This is a genomic window from Methanomicrobium antiquum (assembly GCF_029633915.1).
Classification (GTDB): Archaea; Halobacteriota; Methanomicrobia; order Methanomicrobiales; family Methanomicrobiaceae; genus Methanomicrobium; species Methanomicrobium antiquum.
This window is the reverse complement of the sequence record NZ_CP091092.1, coordinates 516,041-539,905: the sequence shown is the minus strand read 5'-3', so window position 1 is coordinate 539,905 and position 23,865 is coordinate 516,041. Positions and strand designations below refer to the sequence as shown.

Genomic DNA, 23,865 nt, shown 5'->3' with positions numbered 1-23,865 from the left:
ATCAAGCCCTTTCAGAAAACAGGAAAATAAGTAATCCTATTTAAAATTAAGTTCATGGAACAGGGTTTTTATAAACTTGGGACGATTTTATCAGCCTGAATTTAAAAAATTTGAAAAGTTCCATTACAACCAGTATCAATGAGGATATTGCAAGAAGAACAAACCATGTTTCAAGATTAACAGGGCTGATACCTAAAAGGTCCTGCATAAAAGGAGTCATCATGGCAAGGATATGAATTCCCTGTGCAAAGATAATTCCAAATATCAGATAATAATTGTTCTTCAAAGGCACCCCAAATACCGAGTGATACTCAGAACGGCAGTTTAAAGCGTGGAAATTCTCTAAAAGAACCATCAGAAGAACAAGAATGCTTCTTGCTGAAAATTCATCAAAGCCTTCAGACATGAGCCAGAAATACACAGAAAATGCAATAAGACCGATAACCATTCCTGAAAGAACCGACTCCTGGATCATCAAAGAATTAAAAACACTCTCCTTTGGATCCCTTGGCTTTCGCTTCATAGTTTCAGGCTCACCTTTTTCAAACGCAAGAAAAACATCCTGTATTCCGTTTGTAACAAGATTTAACCATAAAAGCTGAACTGCAATCAGAGGAAGCGGAAGTCCGGCAAAAAGTGCCAGTGTAAAGAGAATTATCTCTGCAAATCCGGTTGATACCAAAAGATACGTAACTTTCCTGATGTTGTCATATGCATATCTTCCCTCTTCTATTCCGGAGACTATTGATGCGAAATCATCATCGGTTATAATCATAGACGAAGTGTCTTTTGCAACGTCTGTTCCTGAACCCATTGCAACACCGATATTTGCTTTTTTAAGGGCCGGAGCATCGTTTACACCATCACCGGTAACCGCAACAAAATGTCCGCTTTTAACCATAGTATCCACAATCATCAGTTTTTGAAGAGGGTTTACACGGGCGAATATACGCACATTTTTTAATTTTTTTATAAAAATGGGAAGATCAGGCGTTCCTGCCTCTAAAAGGTCATTGCCAGTCATCACAACAGAGTCATCAGATGCAATACCAAGCTCTTTTCCAATAGCAAGTGCGGTATCAGGATGATCTCCGGTTATCATTGAGACCTCAACACCTGCATCCCTGCATTTTTTTATTGCGTCAAATACACCCGGCCTTAAGGGATCTATGAAGCCTGCTATGCCCTGAAATACCAGGTCCGGCTTTACATCTGACAACCCGGGATTTCCTTTCGGCATCTCATCAATACAACCTTCTGCAAAAGCAAGGACACGATAACCATCCTTTGCAAGAGAGTGAAGCTGGTATTCAAGCTCTTCTTTATTTATCAGCATTTTTGCGTCTTTTACTGCAACATGACTGCAAAACTCTGATATTACCTCAAATGCGCCTTTAACTGCAATCTTTAACTGACCCGAACTATCAGTATAGTAAACAGCAGAGTAGCGTTTCTCAGGCTCAAAGGGAACTGTTTTTTCAACGACAATGCTGTTTAAAAGAGAATCCGGATCAATTCCTGCTTTGTATGAGAATGAAAGCAGGGCAACATCCATTGAATCGCCATGTATGATCCATGAATCGCCTTCTTTGTAAAGACTTCCCTCATTGCAGATAACCCCTGTCAAAGCCAGGTTTTGAAGAACACCCCTGTTCTTATCTGAGGAAAAATCAAAGCTCTCTTTATCTTCTCCGGCAGGATAAATTTCTCCAAAACCTGTATATCCTGCGCCTGATACATCATAGATATCTCCTTCCGGCAAAATTATTCTTTTAACAGTCTGTTCGTTTACAGTCAGTGTTCCGGTCTTGTCAGTTGCAATCATTGTACAGCTTCCAAGACTCTCAACGGCGGCAAGACGCCGCACAATTACATTTTTCCCACCCATACGGGTTGTTGCAATCGAAAGTGCAACCGTAATTGCAACAGGCAGTCCTTCAGGAATTGCCGAGACTGAAAGGGCAACTGCGAAGAAGAACACATCTGTAAAGCCTGTTCCATTATAAAGCATAACAGACGCCATCAAAAAACATGCCAGTATGACTAAAATTCCAATATCCCTTGAAAATTTTTCCATACGAATAAGAAGCGGGGGTTTGGAGGCTTCTTCTGATGAAACACTCTTTGCAATAATTCCAACTTCGGTTTTAAGACCTGTTGCAACTACAATTCCCCTGCCTCTTCCGTTTAAAACAGTAGTTCCACCAAAGACCATATTTTTCATTTCGCTTATAGATTCACCGTCTTTTAGAACTGTAAGCTTTTTTTCAACACCAACTGATTCACCCGTTAGAAGTGATTCATCTATCAAAAGATTGGCCTCATGTATAAGACGTAGATCAGCCGGAACACGACTTCCTGATTCAAGAGAGACCAAATCGCCGGGAATTAGGTTTTCAGCATCAATATACTGTTCTTTTCCGTCTCTTATGACAGTAGTTGTGATATGAAGAAGGCTTTGAAGCTTAGTTGCACTCTTCTCAGCCTTCCACTCCTGAAACATTCCGATAAAAGCGTTTAGAAAAACAACTGCAAGAATGAAAAAACCGTCTTTATAGTCATTTAATAAAAAAGAGACAAACGCCGCGGCAAGAAGAATATAGATTAGAGGACTTTTGAACTGGTGAAGAAAGACAACTATTATTCCGGGAGGCTTTTTTACCGGCAGGCTGTTTTTTCCGTAATGTTTCAGACGCTCTGATGCTTCCTCATCTGAAATGCCATCTGTTCCTGTGGCTAATTTTTCATAGACATCTTCTATTGGAAGTGAGTGCCAGGAAATACTCTTTTTTGCCTCTTTGTTGTTCATATTGACTACGATTAATTAATCAGTCGAGATGAACTTAAAAAGGTTTGCAGTATTTAAGCAGTTTGACAAAATTTACTTTTAACAGTAATCCGGATTGAAAAAATTTAAAAAAAAGTTATGTCAGATGTTTTTTAATTTACAATCAGAATTGGAACATCAACATCCTTTGCAATTTCTGAATAAAGTGTTCCAACCAAAACATTTGATTTCTTTCCAAATGCTCCCATAACAATAAGGCTGTAGTTGTCTGAATTAATTTCTTTTAAGATTTCCTCAGCTCTTTTGCCCTCAACAATCTTTGAAGAGCAGTTTATGCCTGCCCGGTTTAGGTGAAGTATCATATCTGCCACATCATCGCCGATATTTTTTCTCATATCACGGGCAATTTTTGCTTCATGCTCTGCAATTCTGTCACACATATTGCTTTGCTTGCAGAGGTAAAAAGCAGACGAGCGAACCTCATTTCTGTCAAGGACAGAAAACAATACAACCTCTGTTAAATCCTCTCCCTTCTCCTTTGCAAGCATTAATGCATGCATTGCGGCCTTCTGACTCCATTTTGTGCCGTCCATCAAAACTAACATTTTCATAAATATTACACCTCACTTAAAACATCAGATATAAAATTCCAAGTCCGACTGCGACAGTTATGAACAAAACCAAAAGTCCGACTTTTAAGAAATCTATAAATGTAATTTTTATTCCTTCTCTTTCTCCAATTCCCAAAACCACAACATTTGCAGAAGCCGCTATAGCAGTTCCGTTACCTCCAAGACATGCTCCAAGTGAAAGCGCCCACCATAGAGGATATGTATCAATTGTAGTGGATGTTGCACCAATATCATGAATAAGAGGAATCAAAGCGGCTGTAAGCGGGATATTATCTACAATTGCGGAAGCAATAGCTGAAAACCACGCAATAACAAACATAGCCTCACCGGTTGTGCTTACATTGTTGATTACCACCTGGGCAAGATCTGAGATTACGCCGGTGTTAACCAGTCCTCCGACAAGGACAAAAAGACCACCAAAGAAGAACAGTGCAGGCCATTCAACCTTCTCAAATATCATCTCAGGTGATGTTCTTGACCAGAATAAAATCAAAGAAGCTCCAATTAAAGCCACCTCTGCAGGCTCAAGAGACATTGAAGGATCAACAAACGGCAGTATGACATTCAGCATGCTTCCGATGTTATTATGGACAAAGAAAAGCGCTACAACAATTATAAGTGTGATTATAGACTTCTTGAAAAGTTTTGCATCCTGAATTGCGGCACGCTCATCTAGTGAATCTATTGTCTTTTTAATAGCTGACCTTTCAGTATCTGTAACCTTCATCTGCTTTCCATACATCAATACAAAAAGCACCAGAACAATTACCAGATCAACTGCCGCTATTGGCCCCATTGTCACAATAAACTCATTAAATGTCAGACCTGCTGATGATGCAATCATGATGTTTGGTGGATCTCCAATTAGTGTTGCCATTCCGCCAACGTTTGAAGCCATAATCTCAGCAAGCAGGAAAGGAATTGGATTTAAATTCATTACCTTTGCAATGTACAGAAGCATTGGCGTAAGCAAAAGAACGGTTGTTACATTGTCCAGAAATGCACTTGTAACGGCTGTTACCAGGGAGAAAAGAAGGAGGACCATAATCGGGCTTCCCTTTGCCGCTTTTGCAGTTTTTATTGCAAGATATTCAAAAAGACCGCTGTTGCTTGCGACATTGACGATAATCATCATTCCCATTAGCAGGAAAATCGTTCCAAAATCAATGTGCTCTAATATACTGTCCCATGGAACAATCCCGATAAACACTAAAACAGACGCACCTGCCATAGCGGCAACAGCACGGTGGATTCTCTCGTCAATAATCAAAGCATATGTAAGCAGGAAAACTACTACTGCAATTAAAGTTTCAATTGGAATCATTTGTTATCACTCAAATATTTGTCAGTAGAGTACAGCCGCCGCATTTATCTGGCTTATAAGCCTCTGAGATACAGGACTAATCTCGTTTTCGTCACCGCGTCCGCCGCCATAGCTTTTTGATATAGCAACAAGATCAAAATCATTTGACATTGTTTCGATATTGTCGAGCTTATGCCCGGCAAATAGTCTCTCCTTTGATGAAATCCCTCTGTCTTCAAGTTCGGCAGAGATTTTTTCAATAAGTTTATAGCCGTGTTTTTCCTTTTTCTCCGCATATTCTTTTGCTGAATCCTCGCCTAATATCTCTTTGACCATTGCTATTGCATCACGGTCAACAATATAGACAAGCGTTACTTCTGCGCCATAAATGCTTAACAATTCATAGAGTGTATTAGGAATCTCCTTAACAAAAATATCCAGAGGAAGAAGGATTGTTTTAACGTCTTTTACAACCTCTTCTTCTGTCAGCAAAAACTCCTTGTATTCCTTAATAATCCCTTCGTAGCGGTTTCCCACCACGTCCTTGAATTTTCTGTTGATAAGTGAAGAATAATATCCCATCTTAATCGTCCAAACTGATGATTGGGTACTATAAGAGTTATTAGTGATTAATATTTTTCCAACCATCAAAGTTTAAAGGCCAGTAACTTAAATAAAAATAGAAAAACGAATGGTTCTCAAATTAGTTTTATAGCAAACTCACATAATGAGCTTTTTTAATCACACATAAATTCTGATCACACAAAAATCCTGATAAGCCTATCCGGGATTTTGACTATCATAGCAAAAGCCACAAATAACTAAAAACAAAAAAGATGATTTTATCTGTAAACATTCAAATCTGAAATATCCTTATCTATTTTTTCAAGAAGGCTTTCAAGCTGGTTTTTAGCACCTGAAATATCAGGATTTATGCCTTCAGGGAAAGAAGATTCATCAATATCTCCGGCCAGGATGAGCAGTTCCTGTATCGAATATCGCAAATTACCAAGCCTGAACGATGCATCTTTTAAATTTTTCTGGTACTCGGAATAGTTTTTATCTGAATTGTCAGATATAGTTTTAGAAACATCAGCATATTCAAAATAAACATCCATAAGTCCATATTCAAGCTCTAAAAGTCTGATTAGATTTTTGTATTCATTCTTCTCAAAACATTTCCTGACATTTTCAGACGCCATTAATGAAAGGGCAGTTGACATTTCTTTTTTTGACTGTTCAGCCTGAAATTTAAAAAAATCATCAGGATTCGAGAAATCCATTAAACTGAAGCGATCTACAGCGGAATTTATAAGATTCGTCATTTCAGAAATAGTCGCATTACAGGAATTGTTCTCTGATGAAGTACATCCACAACAAAGCAGAAAAGATGTCGATATGATTATCAAAAGAAAAATTGTCAATATGCTTTTATAATGCATTGAGTGTATCCACTCCGTTCATCTTCTGCATATAATAGCCATGTTGAGGCGTTGATTTTATAGATTTTCCATCAGGATAATAAATTGTAACTTCTGAATTGGCGTTATAGTATTCTCTGCCCGGATGATTGCTGTTTTTAATGTATGACGAATCTCCATAACGATAATAATCTATAGATAAATTTTTACCAGACCAGTCAAGATTTAACCAGTATTCAGTCATTTGGTCATTATTTGAAATACTGTAATACACTTTTTCACACCCGTACTCTGCTGAAATACTTCTGCTGATATCTACCACCTGATTTTTGTCAGTGCCGATGAATAGTTCAGGGTAAGCATGACCGGTATTAGAACCATCAACAGGAGGAGACTCTATTATTCTGCATTTTCCGCCAAGAGACAGGATAAGAGAGGATAAAAATACAGAATAGTCATCGCAGTCACCTCTAAGACCTGCTTTTATTGTATCAGATGCTTTCGAAATATATTCAGGACCTTTTGGATCATTTGCATAAACCCAGTTTTTTTGAAGATAATCCCACATATCAAATGCCTGATTGTATGAATATTCCCCGGCATTACCGGAAGATATTCTTAAATATGCAAATGACTGTACAGCAGGATTTTTATAATCCATCGCTTCAGAATAGCTGATAACTGATTTATCAGAAGCTAAAGAGGAAGTATATACAGTTATTACTTCAAATGGTTCTGACTGATAACCTGATACTGAGTCTTTAGTGCCTGAAATACTATCCGGTGCATTATCACTGCCTGCAGAGACCATGAAAAAACCACCGGTTACTACAAGGCTTAGAATAACTGCTATCGATAAATATTTGAGAATATCAAACCCGGATATCATTGCTATATAATACTTGGATTTTTTTAATATATAAGTTATTAATTTGCATAATATAATCTGAGGTATATTTCAATTCAGCCTGAAAGGGAGCTAAATCTTATATTATTCCACGAAGAATCTGAATAAAACACTGTTGCGTAATTTAAGTCATTATAATAACTGTCTCCCGGGTAACTTCCAAACCAGTCCAGTTTCAGCCAGAAGGACTTGTCGTTGTTCTTTTCAAGTTCTGATGAGTATGAAATATCCCTCAGAGTTGATACATCAGAATATTCACTAACATATGGATTTGTGTATCCTCCATACCTGAATTTCAGATACATAATCTGAAAGTCTATTTCATTCATGTCCTGATTTATGAGTATATATTCAATCATCTTTGGATATTCATAGCACATTGAAGAGTATTTTTCAGGCTCATTCAAAATATGATTTAAAGGATATTGAGCCAGTAAAGATGTCCCGCCGGATTCGATATTTACATATTTATATTTGAAAATATTGAATCCATATGGATCTTTTGCAAAAATACCTGAATATTTAGACTTAAAATCTGAGAATGCTGTTGAATTAATTATTTTTTTATTAAAGTCCTCATTGTTCCCAAGGTACAATTCAGCATATGCATGCTCTCCTGCCTGAGGAGTGTTTGCAAGTTTTATTCTGGACTGGCCGCCTGTTGACTTGATTAGAGATGCAACGAAGACTGAAAAATCGTTCTGATCCCCGACAAAACCTGTATTTATTGTTCTGCTTGCAGGAGAAACATCCCATATCCCGTAACTGTCATACTCGTATGTCCAGTCTTTCTTCGCATTGTCCCACAAATCACAGGCCTGTGCAATAGAAAAATCACCACTATGTTCCTCAGGTATCAGCCTTAATGCAAAATCTCTTGTTACAGGCTCATAATAATCCATTGCTCCGGATATTCTGCTTGCAAGCATCCACATATCATTATTTTTAAAAGATTCTGAAGAAGAATAGCCTGATGAAACATAAGTCTCATCAGAAAGGAAAAGATCCTCAGATGAAGAGGGTAGTTTTTTGGTTAAATCACCTTTCTCTGATGTATCTTCAGAAACAATCGCGGGATTCATGACAAATGCAATTACAATCACAATCAGCAAAGCGCCTACTAAAGACAATATGTCATAAAATCTTGAATTCATTGCAAATACCAAAGAGCAATATTTTATTTTAAAAATGTTTGTCCTTTCTATTAATTAATTATAATCGAAATGATCATAAATTGCAGATATTAATTTTTCCCATCATCAGTTATTCAGAAAACTTGTAAATATTTAAATTCTCTCTGCATTTGGGGCATAACATCTTTTTTTTCCTGTCAAGCTCATCCAGTGTCTGCGGATAATACATGATGCATTCCGGATTATCACAATGGTCAAGCCCCATGCAGTGGCAAAGCTCATGTGTGCCTTCTTTTACAATCCTGTCCATTAAATCCTCATCCCTGTCTGCCCGTCCGTACCAGCTGTTCATAAGCCTTGCCGCAGATACAATTGACACATTAACACCAGGCCTTGCAAGACCAAATACAAAGTCCCTTCCACGAATAAAAAGATCTTTTCCTGTAACAATTAAAATCGAATCAGCGCATCCCATCCTGCGTGTATATACATCCTGCATATCACCAAGTATTCTGCTTGCATCATTTTGATTTCGCGAGCGGTCATATCCTCTAAGCATTACAGGATTTTCTTCAGCAAAAACCGGCATATCAATTATATCAGATATCATCCTTGCAACCGGATGCATTATTCCCATCGAGACGTCATTATCCCAAAAAATAAGGATACTCATTTAAGAATAATATTAGCAATGGAGAATCATAAGGGTATTGAAGAAAAAATTTTTTCCCATCTGAAAAAATATCCAAAAACTACCAAAATAATTGAAATCGGAATTGGAAAAAATTTCTATGTAGCAGAAAAACTGCATCACGAAGGATATCTCATTAAAGCTTCGGATATAAAGAAAAATCCAGATCTCACAAGTATTTCATACAGGACAGATGACATTTTCAGCCCGGATATTTCCTTATACACTGATGCCGACCTGATATACTCAATAAGACCCGGAGTTGAAATGATGCCGGCATTAATAGAGATTGCAAAAAAAGCCGAATGTGAACTTTTAGTATATCATCTTGGAAATGAAATATACAAAGACGGCGGAGAATTAATTGACTGCGGAGTCATACTCCACAGATACTACAAACCACCGCGCTAAAATTATAATTATAAAAATTCACTCAAAAAGAAAAACTATTTTAAAATGAAAAAAGGGTTGACTGTGAAGGAGAAACCTTTTTTTCTGATGATTTCTCAGAGGATTCATCAACTTTCTTATTATCCAAATCTTCCCTTTCAGAGGATTTTTCATCCCCGTTATAATCTGATAAAAATGTTGATTTGGGATTTTTTATCGAAGATGTAGCATCTTTGGATGCATCTGATGCATCAGATTCACCTGAAGGAGAGGCTTTATTTTTATTGCCGTTTGCCTTCTTTTTTGTCACCTTCTCCTTTTTTTCAAGCTCTTTTATTTCTTTTTTTATGGTTTTTATAACTTCAGACGAGACAGCCTTGTCGTGAATCAAAAAGTCAAGCTCATCCTTGTCTAGTGAAAACTCTTTTGCAAAAGCAAGAGGGTTTTTTGATGCAAGAACAGAGACTGATTTTAAGTATTCATCCCTAAGCGTATCTTCAGGAATATGATAACCGGATGAAAGCCGGTTTAAAACAGACTGACGGAGTGCTTTTTGCCTTCTCGCACCAGACATCCTGCCCCACCTTGAAGGAGGCATGATTCTGTCTGAAACACCTGCTCCATCTGCCGCCTGTGCTGTTCCAAGAATCATAACTGCGGTTGCATATCTCCATAGCGTGTAATACTGCCTCTTGTAGGTTTTTCCAATATAATCGTCTGCATAGGAGAGATACCGGTATGCTTCAGCACGGTTTTTTATATCTTTTATCTGGGAGAGTGACTTTTCAATCCACTGGATAATTGTATCAGGAGTGTCTGAAAGCTCATACGACATCTCCATTAAACGCCTGTCATCCTTTCCTTTCAAAACAGCACCGACAAGCTCAAAGATTGTTGCACGTTCATCTTTTTTTGCGGTGCTCACATTGTCAAGAGTCAGATTGTCAATTCCTGTTCCTGCGGCATAGAGCATATTGACAGCTGATCTCATATCCCCTGAGGAGCTCTCGGATATTTCTTTTAGGGCCTCATCACTGCAGGACTTTTTTTCCGCTGAACAGATATATCGTAAATGTTTTATTATGGTTGCAGTCTGAAGCGCCCGGAACTGAACAGGCTCACATAATGCCTTTAACTCTTTTGCAACCCCGTAAAGGTCATTTGCAATCATGATTATCGGCTGACGCGAATTTTTGATTACATCAATTATTGCACGCGCTCCTCCCCTGTCTGCTGTCCCGTGCAGATTGTCCGCCTCGTCAAGCAAAAGAAGCTTCCGAGAAGATCCCAAAAGGCTCATTGTGGTTGCAGTAGAGCCTGCAATCCTTTCAATTATGCCTTTTGTTCGATGATCACTTGCATTTAGCTCAACGACCTCCCAGTTCATGTCATTTGCCAGAGCATAGGCTGAAGAAGTCTTACCAATTCCCGGCTTTCCGTATAAAAGAAGCGGAGGGGTGCCTGTTTTCCAGTTTTTTGCCCACTCCATCATCTGCCGAATTGCCTGCTGATTTCCAACAATATCGCCTAAGGATTCCGGCCTGTATTTCTCTACCCAGTCATGCATGCGGTTATACTAATTTATTGATTTCATATCTAATTTAATTAAGCGGTATCTGTAACTGATGAAAAGAATTCGTAAAAGAATTCATAATTGATTAAACATATTTTATGATACAAAGATCTAATATACATCTCATATCAGAGGCTTTGAAAAACCACAATAAGCCTTGGATTTTCGAAAAAGAAACGTTCTGAAACCAGGCTTATGAAGAACAGCCATAATAACATAGGAATTCTCTGAATTACAAATTTTCATAATGCCTCTTTTTTCGTCATGAAAAAATTGTATTAATTTGAAAACAGTTTAATGCCAAAATGATAAAATCAAAATAGCAGATTATATTTTATTGTATACAAAACCAAAAAAGTAGTTTAGTTGGTGTTATTGTGGAGAACAACTGTTCCACAGAATCGATTGCAAAAGCAGTCAGAGAATATGCAGGCGTCAGGAGGAAACATGCAATAGGTGAGATTATCCACTGCTTAAAGCTTGATTCAGATGATGTTTTAGTTTCATTTGGAGAGGATGCCGCACTAATAAAAAATAATGATGATGGAATCCTTCTGGCAGCCGACGGTATATGGAGTATGCTCATGGAAGCAGATCCATACTGGGCAGGATTCTGCTCAGTTTTGGTAAATGTTCATGATATAGCAGCTATGGGCGGAAGACCTCTTGCAATGGTCGATATACTCTCAATCCAGAACGAAAAGGTATGCCATGAAGTCTTACGCGGAATGGCGGATGCATCAAAAAAGTTTAATGTTCCTGTTGTAGGCGGGCATCTTCATCCCGATTCTGAATTTTCAGCAATAGATGTTGCAATTATGGGAATTGTAAAAATTGAGGATGCTATATTTTCCCACACAGCAAAGGCCAGTGACAGAGTTATTGCGGCAATTGACTTAAACGGAAGGATTCATCCTTCATGTGCTCTTAACTGGGATTCTGCAACTCTTAGAAGTGCACAAGAGGTGAGAGACCAGATTAATGTCATGCAAAAATTCGGTGCAAAGCATCTTTTAACGGCCGGAAAGGACATAAGCAATCCGGGAGTTATCGGAACACTTGGGATGCTTCTTGAGTCAAGCGAAGCAGGTGCGGAGATTGAACTTTCAAAGATTCCGAGACCTGATCTTTTCTCGCTTGGAATCACATTTTCACAGTGGGTCAGGATGTATCCGGGAATGGGTTTTATTGTCACTGCAAAAGAGGAGAATGTAGCCGAAGTTATATCAATGTTTAATAATGTCGGAATTACTGCTTCAGAAATAGGAGTTGTAAACGACACCCGCCATCTTTCAATAAAATACAACGATAAGGAATCTTCGGTATTTGATCTGAGAAAAGAAGGGATAATGGGCCTTTTTGACTGAAAATGTTCATGAAACAATTGTTTCATGCAACTTTTATTTTATATCACAACCGAATTTTAATGTAAAGATTCATATCAGCATTCATGATTAAAAAAATTCAACAAATATAATCAATAAAGAATTCATCAAAATTTTCCGGCGCGATATTATGAAAATCGGCATTGGCTGCGGGGCTGATCCTGCCAAAATTCAAAAGAGCCTTGAAAAAATTAAGGATAAAGCAGAATACGTTCTTTTTTTAAAAGATGTTTTAGATGAGCCTTTAGACTGGATTCATTACGACATATCAGAAGAACCGGAAATAAGGCTCGTTGATGCACTTTTCAACGGTGAAATTGATGCCGCTGTAAGGGGAACTCTTCCGTCCAACAAAACCATGAAAGCCCTGAAGAAAAGAGCAGGAACTAACAAATTAAGACGTGTGGCTATTCTTCAGACTGCAGACAACAAAAAATTTCTTTTAGCACCTGTCGGAGTTGATGAAGGCTGGAGTGTTGATGAAAAAATAGAGTTTATCAGGGAGGCAAAACCTCTCGCTGATAAAATTGGATTAAATAATTCGGTTGCTGTTCTTTCAGGCGGACGCTTCGGAGATATCGGAAGGCACAAAATTGTTGATAAAACTATCAGCGATGCTGAAAGAATATCAGAGCTTACAGGCTCTGACAACTGTGAGATATTAATCGAAGATGCTGTCTTAAATCACGGGATAATAATAGCTCCGGACGGCATTTCAGGCAACCTTATTTTTAGAACCTTATGCCTTCTTGGAGGTGGTGATGCACATGGAGCACCCGTGCTAAATATAGGCAAAATCTTCGTAGATACATCGCGCGCCGGCATTGATTATTCAAATGCGGTTTTGCTCGCCATTTCTTTGGTAAAAAAATAAAAACGACATATAGAACCTATTATTGATATTGGAGCGCTAAAAACCATTTGTTTGAATTTTTGTTTTAAGATGAGATAATTAAAAAAAAAAGGTACAAACACCCAGATATGACTTTTCAAAGGTAAAAATGGTCTAATTCCCCAAAAAGTATTTATGCTCACCGATATACTTTCATTTGAGGTGGAATTAAAAATGGCAAATGATCTACCAATTGCAGCAGTCGTAAGGATTGCAAAGAAGAATGGTGCAGAGAGAGTAGGCAGCGATGCTGCTCAGGCTATTGTTGACGCATCAGAAGACTACATTGCAAAACTCACAAAAGAGGCAAGCAAGTACGCTCTTCACGCTGGCAGAAAGACAATCAAGAAGGAAGATGTTGATATGGCGGTAAACGCCTGAACACTTCTCCTTTTATAAAAACGTTCATGAAACATATTTTTCATGGTAAATTACAACAAAAATTCAAAAAAAATTCATAAAACGTTCATTAAATTATAATTCATGCACTTTTTCATTTAAGTTAAAAAATAACTTTCATGTAAATTTAAAGATTAATTTAAAAGTTAAAAAAGTTTTAAAGATTTTAAACGTTTTAAAAAATTAATCCCGGAAATTAAATCAAACAAAATTAAAAAGGAATTATATTAAAAGCCAGAATCTTTTAAAAAAGGAATTTTTTCAGATATTTTATCAGGTTGGATTTACATAAAAATCGTTTTTCTGTGTGTAATTTTCGCTTCTTTTTACAACACTTCTCTTTGAAATTTCAATTTTGAAATCTTTACTGAGCTAAATCTTTACTAAGCTAAATCTTTACTAAGCTAAACCTGTAATTTGGAAAACCTAAATTATTAAATTGGTTTTTGAGGATTTTGAGAATTTTGAGGTTATTAAGGCTTTTTTTGCTTTCTGCAAGTGCCTGCGGACTGCATATTTAATGCCTCACAAAGTAGCTTTCTCACAAAATACCTTTCTTACAAAATTCCCGTCTTACAAAACGCCTTTTGTACTTGGGATGCCTTTGTTTGAATCAACCCTTGACGCAGTCTTTAAAGCAACTCCAAATGCCTTAAAAAGCGCCTCACACATGTGATGTGAGTCTCTTCCTGAAAATGACAGGTGAGCAGTTATTTTGGCATTGGTGCAAAAGCTATAGAAAAAGTGCTCTACAAGAGTGTCAGGGAAAGGAAGCCCTCCTAAAAATTCACCGTTCATTACAAGATAAGGCCTTTTGCTGATATCCAATGTTACATACGAAATTGCCTCGTCCATTGGAACGGCAATGTGTGCAAACCTCTCAATTCCCTTCATATCCCCAAGAGCTTCCAAAACCGCCTGCCCAAGAACTATTCCGACATCCTCTATTGTGTGGTGATAATCCACTAAAAGATCGCCTTTCACATTTACTTTCAGATCAAATCCGCCATGACGCCCGAAAGCTGAAAGCATATGATCAAAAAATGGAATGCCTGTATCAGCTTCAACAATACCTGTGCCGTCAAGTGATATGCTCAGCTTAACTGCAGTCTCTTTTGTATCTCTTGTAATCTCACAACTTCTCATATACAAATCTCCAGTGCATCCTTAAGGGCTATTCTCCCGCTGTAAAGCGCTGATCCCAACACTATACCATCAACACCTGTGTTCTTTAGTGTTGCGACATCTGAAGGGCTTGAAATGCCTCCTGCGGCAATCACAGAAATAGACGTACTCTCAACCAGTCTTTTTACAGGATCAATACTGATTCCTCTCTGAAGACCCTCTACATCAACGTTTGTAAAAAGAAGTGAACCTGCACCAAGCATCTCAAATTTTTTGGCCCATTCGATATAATCGCCGGCAGACTTCTCCCAACCTCTTACAACAACCTGGCCAGCCTTTGCATCAACGCCGGCAACTATTGCCTCACGTCCATATTCCTCTGATAAAAATTTAACAGATTCCGGCTCTTCTATTGCAAGTGTTCCAAGAATAACCCTGTCAACTCCGGCATCAAGCCAGCCTGCGGCATCCTCAACACTTCGGATTCCTCCGCCAAGCTGAACAAAAACGCCGGTCTCCAAAATAAGCTCTTTTATCAGACCTGCATTTTTCAGACTGCCTTCAAATGCCCCGTCAAGGTTTATGACATGAAGTGCATCTGCACCTTCATCTATCCATCTTTTTGCATTGTCAAGCGGACTTCCGTATTCCGTTTTATTTTCACGTTTTCCCTGCACGAGCTGAACGCATCTGCCGTCAAGGATATCAACTGCCGGAAAAACTCTCATATGCCTTACCTTATCATCCTTTCAATAGGCACTACAAGTATGTCTTTTGCACCTGCACGCTTTAAAGTGCTGACTAAGGAATAGAGATGATCCTCTGATACAACCGCATGTACAGCAACCATATTGTCTGATGATACAACATCCATTACAGTCGGACCTGAAAGCCCCGGAAGAACATCTCTTACTCTGTCAAGGCATTTTCGTTCGACATTCATCATGAGATAACGCTGGCCGCGTGCACGGATTACGCTGTCAATTGCTGTGCAGAACTCCTCAATTTTTTCAGAGAATTTAACTTTTGAATTTTTATTTCCTATCAGAATTGTTGTTGAATTGAGAATTTCGTCAATAATTATTAAATTATTGGTTGCAAGAGTCGTTCCTGAACTTGTAAGATCTACCACAGCATCTGCTATTCCAAGATATGGTGCGGCCTCGCAAGCCCCGCCGACAGGAACAAGTGATACTGAAATATTCTGCTCATTAAAATACTTCTCACAAATGCCCGGAAATTCGGTTGCAACCCGAAGTCCGTTTAAGTCACTTGCACTCTTTATTCCTGAATCCTCAGGGACTGCCAGAACAAGCCTTGCATTTCCGGACTTAAGATCTAAAATTTCTTCCACATCAGAACCACGCTCCAGGACCATGTCACGCCCTGTTATGCCTATATCTGCCGCACCGTTTGCAACATATTCAGGAATGTCAATCGGCCTTGCAAAAAGAACCTCTATCTCTGAATCAGATGTTTTTGTAATAAGTTTTCTTGTCCTGCTGTTCTCAAGCTTTAAGCCTCCCGCCTCAACAAGTTCTATTATCGGATCGGCAATCCGGCCTTTGTTTGGTATTGCAAGCCTTAAGACATTACGGACTTTTGTATTCGGACTCATTTAATCTAAAGAGTATTTTGTATTACATTAAAAAGACATTTGTTATTTTTTTTGGTTGTATTTTTTTTAGTATTTTTTTAGAGTAATTGTTTTCAGAGTAATTTATTAGGAGGTGAATTATTTTTAGGCAATTATTTTCAGAGTAATTTATTTTAGCGTTAATTTTTTTAGAATTTACCAAAAGTTCTGTAAATGTTTTGTAAATGTTCTGTAAATGTTTTGTAACAGGTTCTGGAAGAATTCTAAAAATAAGTGTATCAGAGGTTTATTTGAAAAGAAAACCACAGGACTATAATAAACATTAATAACCCTTAGACTTAGTGTGCGATTTAAAATGAAGCTTATTTACACAATTTTATTTACGCATTTTTATTTACACAATTTTTGTCTTAAAAGCAATGAAGAAATGTTCAATCATGAATTTACATCAAATTAAATCAAGTAAAATCATGAACTATAAATTATAAAATATAATTTTGAAGTAAAATCTGTCTGTTGTAATAAAAACATCCATGAAATTAATTTCATGAACGCAATTTTTTTTATCAGACAACCTTCAAAGCCTGAATAACCTATTGAATCAGAAAGTTTTTAATTCGCCACGAATGACTCTCCGGGTTATTTCACTGATGTTTTCAAGTGAATCGTCGAGTAATGCGTTTATCTCTTTTTCTATTTTTGCGTCATCACAGGTGCCGTCTGATATAAACTGTGCACTTGCAACAAAAGGCTGATCAATGGGCTTTCCTATCTGTGATAAAAGACGGACGTATAAATCTTCTATGCCGTCAACTTCATTGACACACTTTGTCGCAATATCAGTTGCAAGGAGATTGTATATCTTCCCAATATGATTAATCGGGTTTTTACCGGATGTTGCCTCCATACTCATCGGACGCTGTGGTGTAATCAGACCATTACAACGGTTTCCACGACCGACACTGCCGTCATCACCCATCTCGGCAGAAGTCCCTGTAACTGTTAAAAAGACACTGTTTTCAGAGACACGATCTCCTGTATTTACAAAAACGTTTACTTTTCTGCTGGTTTTGGAAGATGCAAACTTTGAGACATCCTCTTTTATAAACTCAACTGCCTCTACATAATCGCTCATATCAGAGCAGAAACGATCCACCATAGGAACACAGAGTGTGAGTGATATATCATCATCACTACGAAGACCCATTATCTTAATATCTGTCCCGATAACAGGATGTTTTGGCCTGACTGTCTCGTCAATATGACTGCTAACGCCAAGAATAATACTTTCAAGATCGCTAAAAGGTGCATGTCCTATACCAAATGAAGTGTCGTTTGCGTGTGGAAGCGTGTTATTTCCACATGCCTTAAAGACATCACGAAGATCAGATGATCCAACACCCATTCTGCAGTCAACAATAACATCGCTGTCCATATTCAGGAACTGAAGTGTCTCTTTTAAGTACTTTCTTGCAGCTTCAACTGCAATAGAGTCTGTTGGAATTGTGACATTGTCAAACGTTTTTGTTGCTCTTCCTGTTAAAAGAACATAAATTGGCCTTGTTACCTTTCCGCCGCCAAACTTAGGCATTGATTCGCCAGCAACAATCTCACCCTGATCTGTATTGTGGTGAAGAACGGCATCACATTCTTCAAGATATGCCTTTGAAAGGGCTCTTGAAACAGACTCTGCAATTCCGTCTGCAAGACTGTCAGGGTGGCCGACACACTTTCTTTCAACAATTTCAGTCCTCTGCTTTTCAATAGGTGTCTGTAATAGCTTTTCTACTGCAATATTTCTTGGCATTGATAATTCATTCTCCGGGAATAATTTATTATTAGTAGTAGTATTTTATCCCATAATAAATTACTATCACGAAACATATACAGAAAATAAAAAAATATGTCCTTATACAAAACAAAAATATAAGTTTGTAAAATCAGGCGCGCAGATGCTGGCAAAGCCAAATTAAGTCTGAAAAAATATAAGACTGAAAAATTAATTGTGATTTTTTATCGCCTGACTCTGACATCAGAACGAATTGTCTGAACAACCTTTCCGTCACGGAAAATTCTTACAATTCCGCCTGACTCAGAGACTGTTATACCAATTACAGGCAGATCAAGTGTTATCGCCGCCGCCGCAAGATGCCTTCCACCCATTCCGCCGGGAAGCGTGATTAAACCTGTATTTATATTCAGGTACCTTCCTGCAGCGGCTATCCTTCCTTCATTGTCAACTACAAAAACACCGTCAAGCTGTGCAAACTCTTTTACACTCTCCCAGTTATGCTCGTTTTTTATATCGCAGTCATCAGGATGCTGGCCTTTGTACGGATTGATAATTGCCTGATGAGAGTTTTTCATAATGTCATCAGAATTGCCGATGATAAAAGCTGTACCTATCTTTCTTCCTTCTCTTCCCTCAACTGCAATATCAAGTGCAAGCCTAAGCACCGCTGATACAACATCACGGTTTGCAATCCCGTCATAGTCACGGACATTAATAAAACCCGGACCTTCTTTTATATCATAAATTAAGATTGCATATGGAAATACTCCAACAACCTGACCTTCCTCAAAATTTTTGCTAAGATATATCTGAACAGCTGCGTCATGCAGGTGTTTTTCAGATATCTCCAAAATATCGTGCATTGTCAGATCTTTTAAGACATCAAGCTGAAGGTCCTCCACCCAGATAACGGGTATCTCCGATTCAAAAGATATCGGTTTTATGAATGAGACTATAGCTCTTGCTCCTATATTTTCTGCAAGCTCGCGGGCTTTGTGAAGCATCATCAGTGAATCGGCAGATACCATTGGAATAACATCTCGCTTTTTGTTTAAAGCATTTCTCCTATCAAATGAGGAATATCAGAGGGTTTTTCTGCAACAGTGATACCCATAGACTCAAGACGTCTTATCTTTGAGCCTGCATCACCTTCGCCTCCGGCAACAATTGCACCGGCATGACCCATACGCTTCTCAGGCGGGGCTGAAACTCCTGCAACATAAGTTACAATTGGAAGATTGGTAAACGATGCTCCTTCTTCTTCTAAATTCCCGCCCACTTCACCTATCAAAACAACTGCCTTTGTCTGAGAATCTTTTTCAAACCTTTCTAAAACATCAACAAAAGTCTGACCGATTACAGGATCACCTCCAATTCCGACAACCGTACTCTGGCCGATTCCAGAACGGGTAAGCTCATTTACAACTTCATAGGTAAGCGTTCCGCTCCTTGAGATTATCCCTACATTTCCCGGAACTGAAAGGTTTACAGGCATTATTCCAAGCTTAAGCTCTCCCGGAGATAGTGTTCCGGGACAGTTTGGCCCTATCACACTGCACCCTTCAAGCTGTGCATAGGATATCGCCTTCATCGCGTCATGAACAGGGATGTGTTCTGTAATTGCAACAACAAGTTCAAGCCCGTTGTATGCCGCCTCCATTATAGAGTCTCCCGCGGCACCACCCGGAACAAAAAGAACACTTGTAGATGCATCATGTTCGAGAAGTGCTTCTCTTACAGAATTGTAAACAGGAACACCATGGACTTCCTGGCCGCCCTTGCCGGGCGTTACTCCGGCAACAACTCCAAATCCTCCAACCTCTTCTGCATACCGATTCATCAGGTCAATGTGAAATGCACCCTGATTTCCGGTTGCACCCTGGACTATGACCTTTGTTTTTTTATCGCCGTAAATCATAGTCCTGCCTCCGAAACTGCATACTTAACAACCTCATCCATTGTATCGAGCATCATGTAGCCGTGTTGTTTTAAAATTTCTCTTCCTTCTCCCTCGTTTGTGCCGGCAAGCCTTACAACAACCTTCTGTGGAATATTTGCCTTTACAATTCCCCGTGCAACCTCATCACATCTTGTGATTCCGCCAAGAAGATTTACAATTATAACACTGACTCCGGGCATCTCAGATACAAGTTTTACAGCATTGCAGACTCTGTCTTCTCCTGCGCCACCACCGACATCCAGAAAATTTGCCGCTTTTCCTCCGTAAACGCTGATCAAATCAAGTGTTGACATAGTAAGCCCTGCACCGTTTCCAACAACACCTATCGATCCATTAAGCTCAACATATGAAAATCCAAACTTCTCAGCTCTTTTTTCGCGATCTGTTAAATCGCGGTTTACCTCTATTCCCTGCCTGTACAAAGCATTATCATCTATTATCAGCTTTGCATCTGCGGCATAGACTCCTTTTTTTGTGGTTACAAGAGGGTTGATTTCGGCAAGCATTGCGTCAGACTCACAGTAAACACGATAAAGCGAGTTGATAACAGGCCCTAATTCCTTTGGAGCACCATTTAAAAGACGTCTCATCATAAAGGAGGGAATATCATGTAAAAGAGGCGTAATCCATACTTTTTGAAGAGCATCGGGATTGTTTTTTGCAGTCTCTTCTATATCGACACCGCCTGTTGCGGAAAACAAAATTACAGGCATCTTTTTTGCCCTGTCAAGAGTTATGCTTACATAATATTCATTCTCAATTGCAAGCTTTTCCTCGACAAGGATTTTGTCAACTGAAATTCCTTTTATTTTTCTGGAAAAGAGAATTTTTGCATTCTCTTTTGCAGATTCTGCGTCAGTTATTATGACTCCGCCTGCTTTTCCACGGCCGCCGACATCAACCTGGGCTTTTAGCACAACGCCATCGCCCATTTCTCCCATACCGGCGTCCAGTTCATCCGGACTTTTTATTACAAACCCTTTACCAACAGGTATTTTGGATTTTTTAAAAATTTCCTTTGCTTCAAACTCCAAAAGCTTCAACTCTGACTTCCTCCTTTCATCCCAAGTTCAAAACCGGCATTAAGGGCTTTTAAATTCAATTCTTCCGTTCCTTTGGGAACGCTGTCTAAAACTGCCTTTTCTATTGCATCTTTTGTTACAACGCCGGTAGCACTGACAAGTGCTCCAAGCATTATTATATTTGCAACAATTGCACGTCCGGTGAGCCTTTTTGCCTCTTCTGTTGCAGAAACAGGCAGATTCCTGCATTCCGGACGCGAAAAAACAAGAGCTGAATCAAGAATCATAAAAGATTCATCTGATGCATCCAGCCCGTATTTCTCATAACCCTGCTGTGACATAATGACATAAATGTCAGGCTCAGATACCTCAGGGTATAAAATCTCCTCGTCATCTATCACAACAGCAGACATTGAGGCACCGCCTCTTGCCTCAGGGCCGTAAACCTGAGTCTGAACAGCATATTTTTTGTCATAAATAGCGGCGGCACGACCCAGAACAACAGCAGAAAGAATAATTCCCTGACCTCCAAATCCTGAGAACAAAACTTCATGCCTCATTTATTTTTAACCCCCATTACAGGACGATTACGGCGTGCAAACTCCCCAACGGCAAAATAATCATCAGGTACTTTCTGACCTGCTTCTTCAAGCCTTTTTTTCTTTGAAAGAAGTATTGTATGCGTCTTCATATGATCTATCATATCAGAAGGCTGTCTTTGCTTATTCCTTCTGCCAAAAGAAGTCGGGCACTGTGTTACCGATTCAATAAATGAAAGACCGGGAGTCTCCATTCCTGCTTTAATTGCCTTTGTAAGCTCTTTTACATGGTATGTAGTCCAGCGGGCAACATAATTTGCACCTGCGGCGACTGCAAGTTCGGCCAGGTCAAAAACAGGCTCGCTTGCTCCATAGGGTGTTGTTGTCGAAAATGCGCCTGAAGGAGTGCACGGACTTCCCTGCCCTCCGGTCATTCCATAAATCATGTTGTTCATGCAAACAACAGTAATATCGATGTTTCTCCTGCATGCATGGATAAAGTGATTTCCGCCAATTGCTGAGAGATCACCATCTCCTGTGAATACAACAACATTAAAATCAGGCTTTGCCATCTTAACGCCGGTTGCAAACGCAAGCGCACGACCATGTGTGGTATGAAGTGAATCTGTCGCGACATATCCCGGTGCACGGGATGAACAGCCAATTCCGGAGATGAAGATTGTATCGTCAATCTCCCATCCCATTTCTACAACAGCGTTTAGCGTACAGTTTATAACTGTCCCGTTGCCGCATCCTGTGCAGAATATATGCGGCATGCGGTCCTGTCTGTACCATTCCTCAACAGAAGGACTCACAGGTATTCCTCCACTGCATGAATAAGCTCTTTTGGATTGTGCATTTCTCCGCCGATTTTTGGAAGTGAGTGTATTGGAACATTTGTATGCCGCCCGACTTCCCTTGCAATCTGCCCAAGATTCATTTCAGGAATAATGAATACTTTTGCGGATTTAAACTTTGAGAGAACTTCTTCAGGGAAAGGCCAGACAATGCGGAGGTTTATGTGGCCGATGTTTAAGTCAGGCCTGTCTTTTATAATCTGCCTTACAGTCCTTGTTGCAGGACCGTATGTTAAAAATACAATCTCAGATGAGGTATTTTCAATATCATAATCTGCTATCTCATGACGCTTTGACTCAACCTTCCAAACAAGCCTTTTTACAAGTTTTTCATGTGTTTCATGATCATTGGTATCAGGATAGCCCTTTTCATTATGAGTCAGACCTGTTACATGCACACGATGACCCTGTCCGAATACCGGAAATCCCGGAATAAGAGTTGAATCAGCTTCAAAGGGAAGTTTTCCTATCTCTGGCGGCTTTCTGTATTCAGTCTCAACACTGTCCGGGATTATAACTCTCTCACGCATATGTCCGATTGTCTCATCAGACATTACAAATACAGGACATCTGAACCTTTCTGAAAGATTAAAAGCCTTTACTGTTAGTTCATACATCTCCTGAACAGTTGAGGGAGTAAGAGCAATTATCGAAAAGTCACCGTGTGATCCAAACCTGCACTGCATCATATCCCCCTGTGCAGACATTGTAGGCTGTCCTGTCGAAGGCCCGCCCCTCTGGATATTTACAATAACAAGCGGTGTTTCAGTCATTACTGCATAACCAATATTTTCCATCATCAGCGAAAATCCGGGTCCGCTGGTTGCAGTCATTGTCTTTGCACCTGTCCAGGATGCACCAATCAAAGAGGAGATGCTTGCTATCTCATCTTCCATCTGAATAAAAGTCCTGCCAAGCCCGGGCATCTCTTTTGCCATATGCTCTGCAACCTCGGTTGAGGGTGTAATCGGATATCCGCCAAAAAATGTGCATCCTGCCGCGAGTGCACCCTCGGCACAGGCAATATTTCCCTGCATAAATTCTATTCTGCTCAAAACTCTATCACCACTCCAAGAGGTTCATAAGGCTCTTCCTCAACCCAGTGAATAGCCTGATCAGGGCAGATTAACTGGCATACGCCACACAAACGCCTCTGATATAATTTGGAAAGCCTGCAGTTTGTACACCTGCCGGGTCTGTCAAGGGAAGGAACAACAATTCCTTTGCTGTTTAATTCTGATCCTTCCTGAAATATATTATATGGGCAGACAAGTGTACAGAGATTGCATCCTTTACAGCGACTCTCATCAATAATTAGTTTCATGAATTACGACCCGTTTTTTTAAAATTATCTGATATTATTATTGCGCGCCAATGTTACTAAATATCTTCTTTTAAGACTAAGAGAAAGCAGTTTTGAAAACCAATTACAAATTTCCAGGGGTTTATTTAGAAGTTT

The 23,865-nt window shown here is 39.2% G+C and carries 24 protein-coding genes; 4 read left to right on the top strand and 20 right to left on the bottom strand.

From position 1 onward, the window contains the following. Positions 1–52 precede the first annotated feature (52 nt). From L1994_RS02620 to L1994_RS02585, 8 genes are all read right to left on the bottom strand, one after another. On the bottom strand, positions 53–2,809 hold the full coding sequence (locus tag L1994_RS02620) for a cation-translocating P-type ATPase (RefSeq protein WP_278100139.1): 2,757 nt from the start codon (positions 2,807–2,809) through the stop codon (positions 53–55). Between the two features lie 131 nt (positions 2,810–2,940). Next, a complete protein-coding gene (locus L1994_RS02615; protein ID WP_278100138.1) occupies positions 2,941–3,399 on the bottom strand; it encodes a universal stress protein in 459 nt (152 codons plus the stop codon). A gap of 16 nt (positions 3,400–3,415) precedes the next feature. Next, positions 3,416–4,744, bottom strand: coding sequence for an ArsB/NhaD family transporter (locus L1994_RS02610; protein ID WP_278100137.1), 1,329 nt, complete (start codon positions 4,742–4,744; stop codon positions 3,416–3,418). Between the two features lie 21 nt (positions 4,745–4,765). Beyond that, positions 4,766–5,305 (bottom strand): hypothetical protein, encoded by a 540-nt coding sequence (locus L1994_RS02605; RefSeq protein ID WP_278100136.1) that lies wholly within the window; start codon positions 5,303–5,305, stop codon positions 4,766–4,768. 260 nt (positions 5,306–5,565) lie between these two features. Then, positions 5,566–6,006, bottom strand: a complete 441-nt coding sequence (locus L1994_RS02600) for a hypothetical protein (protein ID WP_278100135.1) — start codon at positions 6,004–6,006, stop codon at positions 5,566–5,568. 148 nt (positions 6,007–6,154) lie between these two features. Then, entirely contained in the window at positions 6,155–7,033 is an 879-nt protein-coding gene (locus L1994_RS02595; protein WP_278100134.1) for a transglutaminase-like domain-containing protein, read from the bottom strand. A gap of 74 nt (positions 7,034–7,107) precedes the next feature. Then, positions 7,108–8,205, bottom strand: a complete 1,098-nt coding sequence (locus L1994_RS02590; protein ID WP_278100133.1) for a hypothetical protein — start codon at positions 8,203–8,205, stop codon at positions 7,108–7,110. Between the two features lie 109 nt (positions 8,206–8,314). Further along, positions 8,315–8,857: an archaemetzincin family Zn-dependent metalloprotease gene (locus L1994_RS02585; protein ID WP_278100132.1), complete on the bottom strand. Its 543-nt coding sequence runs from the start codon at positions 8,855–8,857 to the stop codon at positions 8,315–8,317. Positions 8,858–8,875: 18 nt separating this feature from the next. Here L1994_RS02585 and L1994_RS02580 point away from each other — a divergent pair, with 18 nt between their 5' ends. Continuing rightward, positions 8,876–9,286: a UPF0146 family protein gene (locus L1994_RS02580; RefSeq protein WP_278100131.1), complete on the top strand. Its 411-nt coding sequence runs from the start codon at positions 8,876–8,878 to the stop codon at positions 9,284–9,286. Positions 9,287–9,326: 40 nt separating this feature from the next. On the opposite strand, the gene L1994_RS02575 is transcribed toward L1994_RS02580, so the two are convergent. Continuing rightward, the gene (locus tag L1994_RS02575) at positions 9,327–10,832 is read right to left on the bottom strand and encodes a replication factor C large subunit (protein ID WP_278100130.1); all 1,506 of its coding nucleotides are present in this window, start codon (positions 10,830–10,832) and stop codon (positions 9,327–9,329) included. A 383-nt stretch (positions 10,833–11,215) separates the two neighbouring features. Here L1994_RS02575 and L1994_RS02570 point away from each other — a divergent pair, with 383 nt between their 5' ends. The 3 genes from L1994_RS02570 (at position 11,216) to L1994_RS02560 (ending at position 13,496) form a co-directional block, all read left to right on the top strand. After that, positions 11,216–12,205 (top strand): methanogenesis marker 2 protein, encoded by a 990-nt coding sequence (locus L1994_RS02570; protein ID WP_278100129.1) that lies wholly within the window; start codon positions 11,216–11,218, stop codon positions 12,203–12,205. A 148-nt stretch (positions 12,206–12,353) separates the two neighbouring features. Further along, positions 12,354–13,097, top strand: a complete 744-nt coding sequence (gene mtxX / locus L1994_RS02565; protein WP_278100128.1) for a methanogenesis marker protein Mmp4/MtxX — start codon at positions 12,354–12,356, stop codon at positions 13,095–13,097. 192 nt (positions 13,098–13,289) lie between these two features. Beyond that, positions 13,290–13,496 carry a histone family protein gene (locus tag L1994_RS02560; protein ID WP_278100127.1) on the top strand — a complete coding sequence of 69 codons (207 nt, stop codon included), beginning with the start codon at positions 13,290–13,292 and terminating at the stop codon, positions 13,494–13,496. A gap of 591 nt (positions 13,497–14,087) precedes the next feature. Here L1994_RS02560 and hisB read toward each other — a convergent pair. From hisB to L1994_RS02505, 11 genes are all read right to left on the bottom strand, one after another. Next, entirely contained in the window at positions 14,088–14,660 is a 573-nt protein-coding gene (gene hisB, locus L1994_RS02555) for an imidazoleglycerol-phosphate dehydratase HisB (RefSeq protein WP_278100126.1), read from the bottom strand. Next, a complete protein-coding gene (gene hisA / locus L1994_RS02550; RefSeq protein WP_278100125.1) occupies positions 14,657–15,367 on the bottom strand; it encodes a 1-(5-phosphoribosyl)-5-[(5-phosphoribosylamino)methylideneamino]imidazole-4-carboxamide isomerase in 711 nt (236 codons plus the stop codon). Before hisA ends, hisB begins: the two co-directional genes overlap by 4 nt. A gap of 5 nt (positions 15,368–15,372) precedes the next feature. Then, positions 15,373–16,257, bottom strand: a complete 885-nt coding sequence (gene hisG, locus L1994_RS02545) for an ATP phosphoribosyltransferase (RefSeq protein WP_278100124.1) — start codon at positions 16,255–16,257, stop codon at positions 15,373–15,375. A 580-nt stretch (positions 16,258–16,837) separates the two neighbouring features. After that, positions 16,838–18,043, bottom strand: coding sequence for a methionine adenosyltransferase (locus L1994_RS02540; protein WP_278100123.1), 1,206 nt, complete (start codon positions 18,041–18,043; stop codon positions 16,838–16,840). Between the two features lie 206 nt (positions 18,044–18,249). Continuing rightward, entirely contained in the window at positions 18,250–19,056 is an 807-nt protein-coding gene (locus L1994_RS02535; RefSeq protein ID WP_278100122.1) for a DNA integrity scanning protein DisA nucleotide-binding domain protein, read from the bottom strand. Positions 19,057–19,079: 23 nt separating this feature from the next. Then, entirely contained in the window at positions 19,080–19,946 is an 867-nt protein-coding gene (gene sucD, locus L1994_RS02530) for a succinate--CoA ligase subunit alpha (RefSeq protein WP_278100121.1), read from the bottom strand. Then, positions 19,943–21,031 (bottom strand): succinate--CoA ligase subunit beta, encoded by a 1,089-nt coding sequence (locus L1994_RS02525; protein ID WP_278100120.1) that lies wholly within the window; start codon positions 21,029–21,031, stop codon positions 19,943–19,945. The genes sucD and L1994_RS02525 overlap by 4 nt, the downstream gene beginning before the upstream one ends. Continuing rightward, on the bottom strand, positions 21,028–21,570 hold the full coding sequence (locus L1994_RS02520) for a 2-oxoacid:acceptor oxidoreductase family protein (RefSeq protein WP_278100119.1): 543 nt from the start codon (positions 21,568–21,570) through the stop codon (positions 21,028–21,030). Before L1994_RS02520 ends, L1994_RS02525 begins: the two co-directional genes overlap by 4 nt. Continuing rightward, positions 21,567–22,325 (bottom strand): thiamine pyrophosphate-dependent enzyme, encoded by a 759-nt coding sequence (locus tag L1994_RS02515; protein ID WP_278100794.1) that lies wholly within the window; start codon positions 22,323–22,325, stop codon positions 21,567–21,569. Before L1994_RS02515 ends, L1994_RS02520 begins: the two co-directional genes overlap by 4 nt. A gap of 35 nt (positions 22,326–22,360) precedes the next feature. Next, positions 22,361–23,461 carry a 2-oxoacid:acceptor oxidoreductase subunit alpha gene (locus L1994_RS02510; RefSeq protein ID WP_278100118.1) on the bottom strand — a complete coding sequence of 367 codons (1,101 nt, stop codon included), beginning with the start codon at positions 23,459–23,461 and terminating at the stop codon, positions 22,361–22,363. Continuing rightward, positions 23,458–23,730: a 4Fe-4S dicluster domain-containing protein gene (locus L1994_RS02505; protein ID WP_278100117.1), complete on the bottom strand. Its 273-nt coding sequence runs from the start codon at positions 23,728–23,730 to the stop codon at positions 23,458–23,460. The genes L1994_RS02510 and L1994_RS02505 overlap by 4 nt, the downstream gene beginning before the upstream one ends. Positions 23,731–23,865 lie beyond the last annotated feature (135 nt).

Bases quoted from the DNA above. Each gene is read 5' to 3' on its own strand.
- hisA (WP_278100125.1), bottom strand. From the start codon at position 15,367: ATGAGAGTTTTTCCGGCAGTTGATATCCTTGACGGCAGATGCGTTCAG.
- hisG (WP_278100124.1), bottom strand. From the start codon at position 16,257: ATGAGTCCGAATACAAAAGTCCGTAATGTCTTAAGGCTTGCAATACCA.
- L1994_RS02610 (WP_278100137.1), bottom strand. From the start codon at position 4,744: ATGATTCCAATTGAAACTTTAATTGCAGTAGTAGTTTTCCTGCTTACA.
- L1994_RS02620 (WP_278100139.1), bottom strand. From the start codon at position 2,809: ATGAACAACAAAGAGGCAAAAAAGAGTATTTCCTGGCACTCACTTCCA.
- sucD (WP_278100121.1), bottom strand. From the start codon at position 19,946: ATGATTTACGGCGATAAAAAAACAAAGGTCATAGTCCAGGGTGCAACC.
- L1994_RS02560 (WP_278100127.1), top strand. From the start codon at position 13,290: ATGGCAAATGATCTACCAATTGCAGCAGTCGTAAGGATTGCAAAGAAG.
- L1994_RS02580 (WP_278100131.1), top strand. From the start codon at position 8,876: ATGGAGAATCATAAGGGTATTGAAGAAAAAATTTTTTCCCATCTGAAA.
- L1994_RS02575 (WP_278100130.1), bottom strand. From the start codon at position 10,832: ATGCATGACTGGGTAGAGAAATACAGGCCGGAATCCTTAGGCGATATT.
- L1994_RS02585 (WP_278100132.1), bottom strand. From the start codon at position 8,857: ATGAGTATCCTTATTTTTTGGGATAATGACGTCTCGATGGGAATAATG.
- L1994_RS02505 (WP_278100117.1), bottom strand. From the start codon at position 23,730: ATGAAACTAATTATTGATGAGAGTCGCTGTAAAGGATGCAATCTCTGT.
- L1994_RS02595 (WP_278100134.1), bottom strand. From the start codon at position 7,033: ATGATATCCGGGTTTGATATTCTCAAATATTTATCGATAGCAGTTATT.
- L1994_RS02515 (WP_278100794.1), bottom strand. From the start codon at position 22,325: ATGCCGCATATATTCTGCACAGGATGCGGCAACGGGACAGTTATAAAC.
- mtxX (WP_278100128.1), top strand. From the start codon at position 12,354: ATGAAAATCGGCATTGGCTGCGGGGCTGATCCTGCCAAAATTCAAAAG.
- L1994_RS02520 (WP_278100119.1), bottom strand. From the start codon at position 21,570: ATGAGGCATGAAGTTTTGTTCTCAGGATTTGGAGGTCAGGGAATTATT.
- L1994_RS02540 (WP_278100123.1), bottom strand. From the start codon at position 18,043: ATGCCAAGAAATATTGCAGTAGAAAAGCTATTACAGACACCTATTGAA.
- L1994_RS02590 (WP_278100133.1), bottom strand. From the start codon at position 8,205: ATGAATTCAAGATTTTATGACATATTGTCTTTAGTAGGCGCTTTGCTG.
- L1994_RS02535 (WP_278100122.1), bottom strand. From the start codon at position 19,056: ATGGTATCTGCCGATTCACTGATGATGCTTCACAAAGCCCGCGAGCTT.
- hisB (WP_278100126.1), bottom strand. From the start codon at position 14,660: ATGAGAAGTTGTGAGATTACAAGAGATACAAAAGAGACTGCAGTTAAG.
- L1994_RS02615 (WP_278100138.1), bottom strand. From the start codon at position 3,399: ATGAAAATGTTAGTTTTGATGGACGGCACAAAATGGAGTCAGAAGGCC.
- L1994_RS02600 (WP_278100135.1), bottom strand. From the start codon at position 6,006: ATGGATTTCTCGAATCCTGATGATTTTTTTAAATTTCAGGCTGAACAG.
- L1994_RS02605 (WP_278100136.1), bottom strand. From the start codon at position 5,305: ATGGGATATTATTCTTCACTTATCAACAGAAAATTCAAGGACGTGGTG.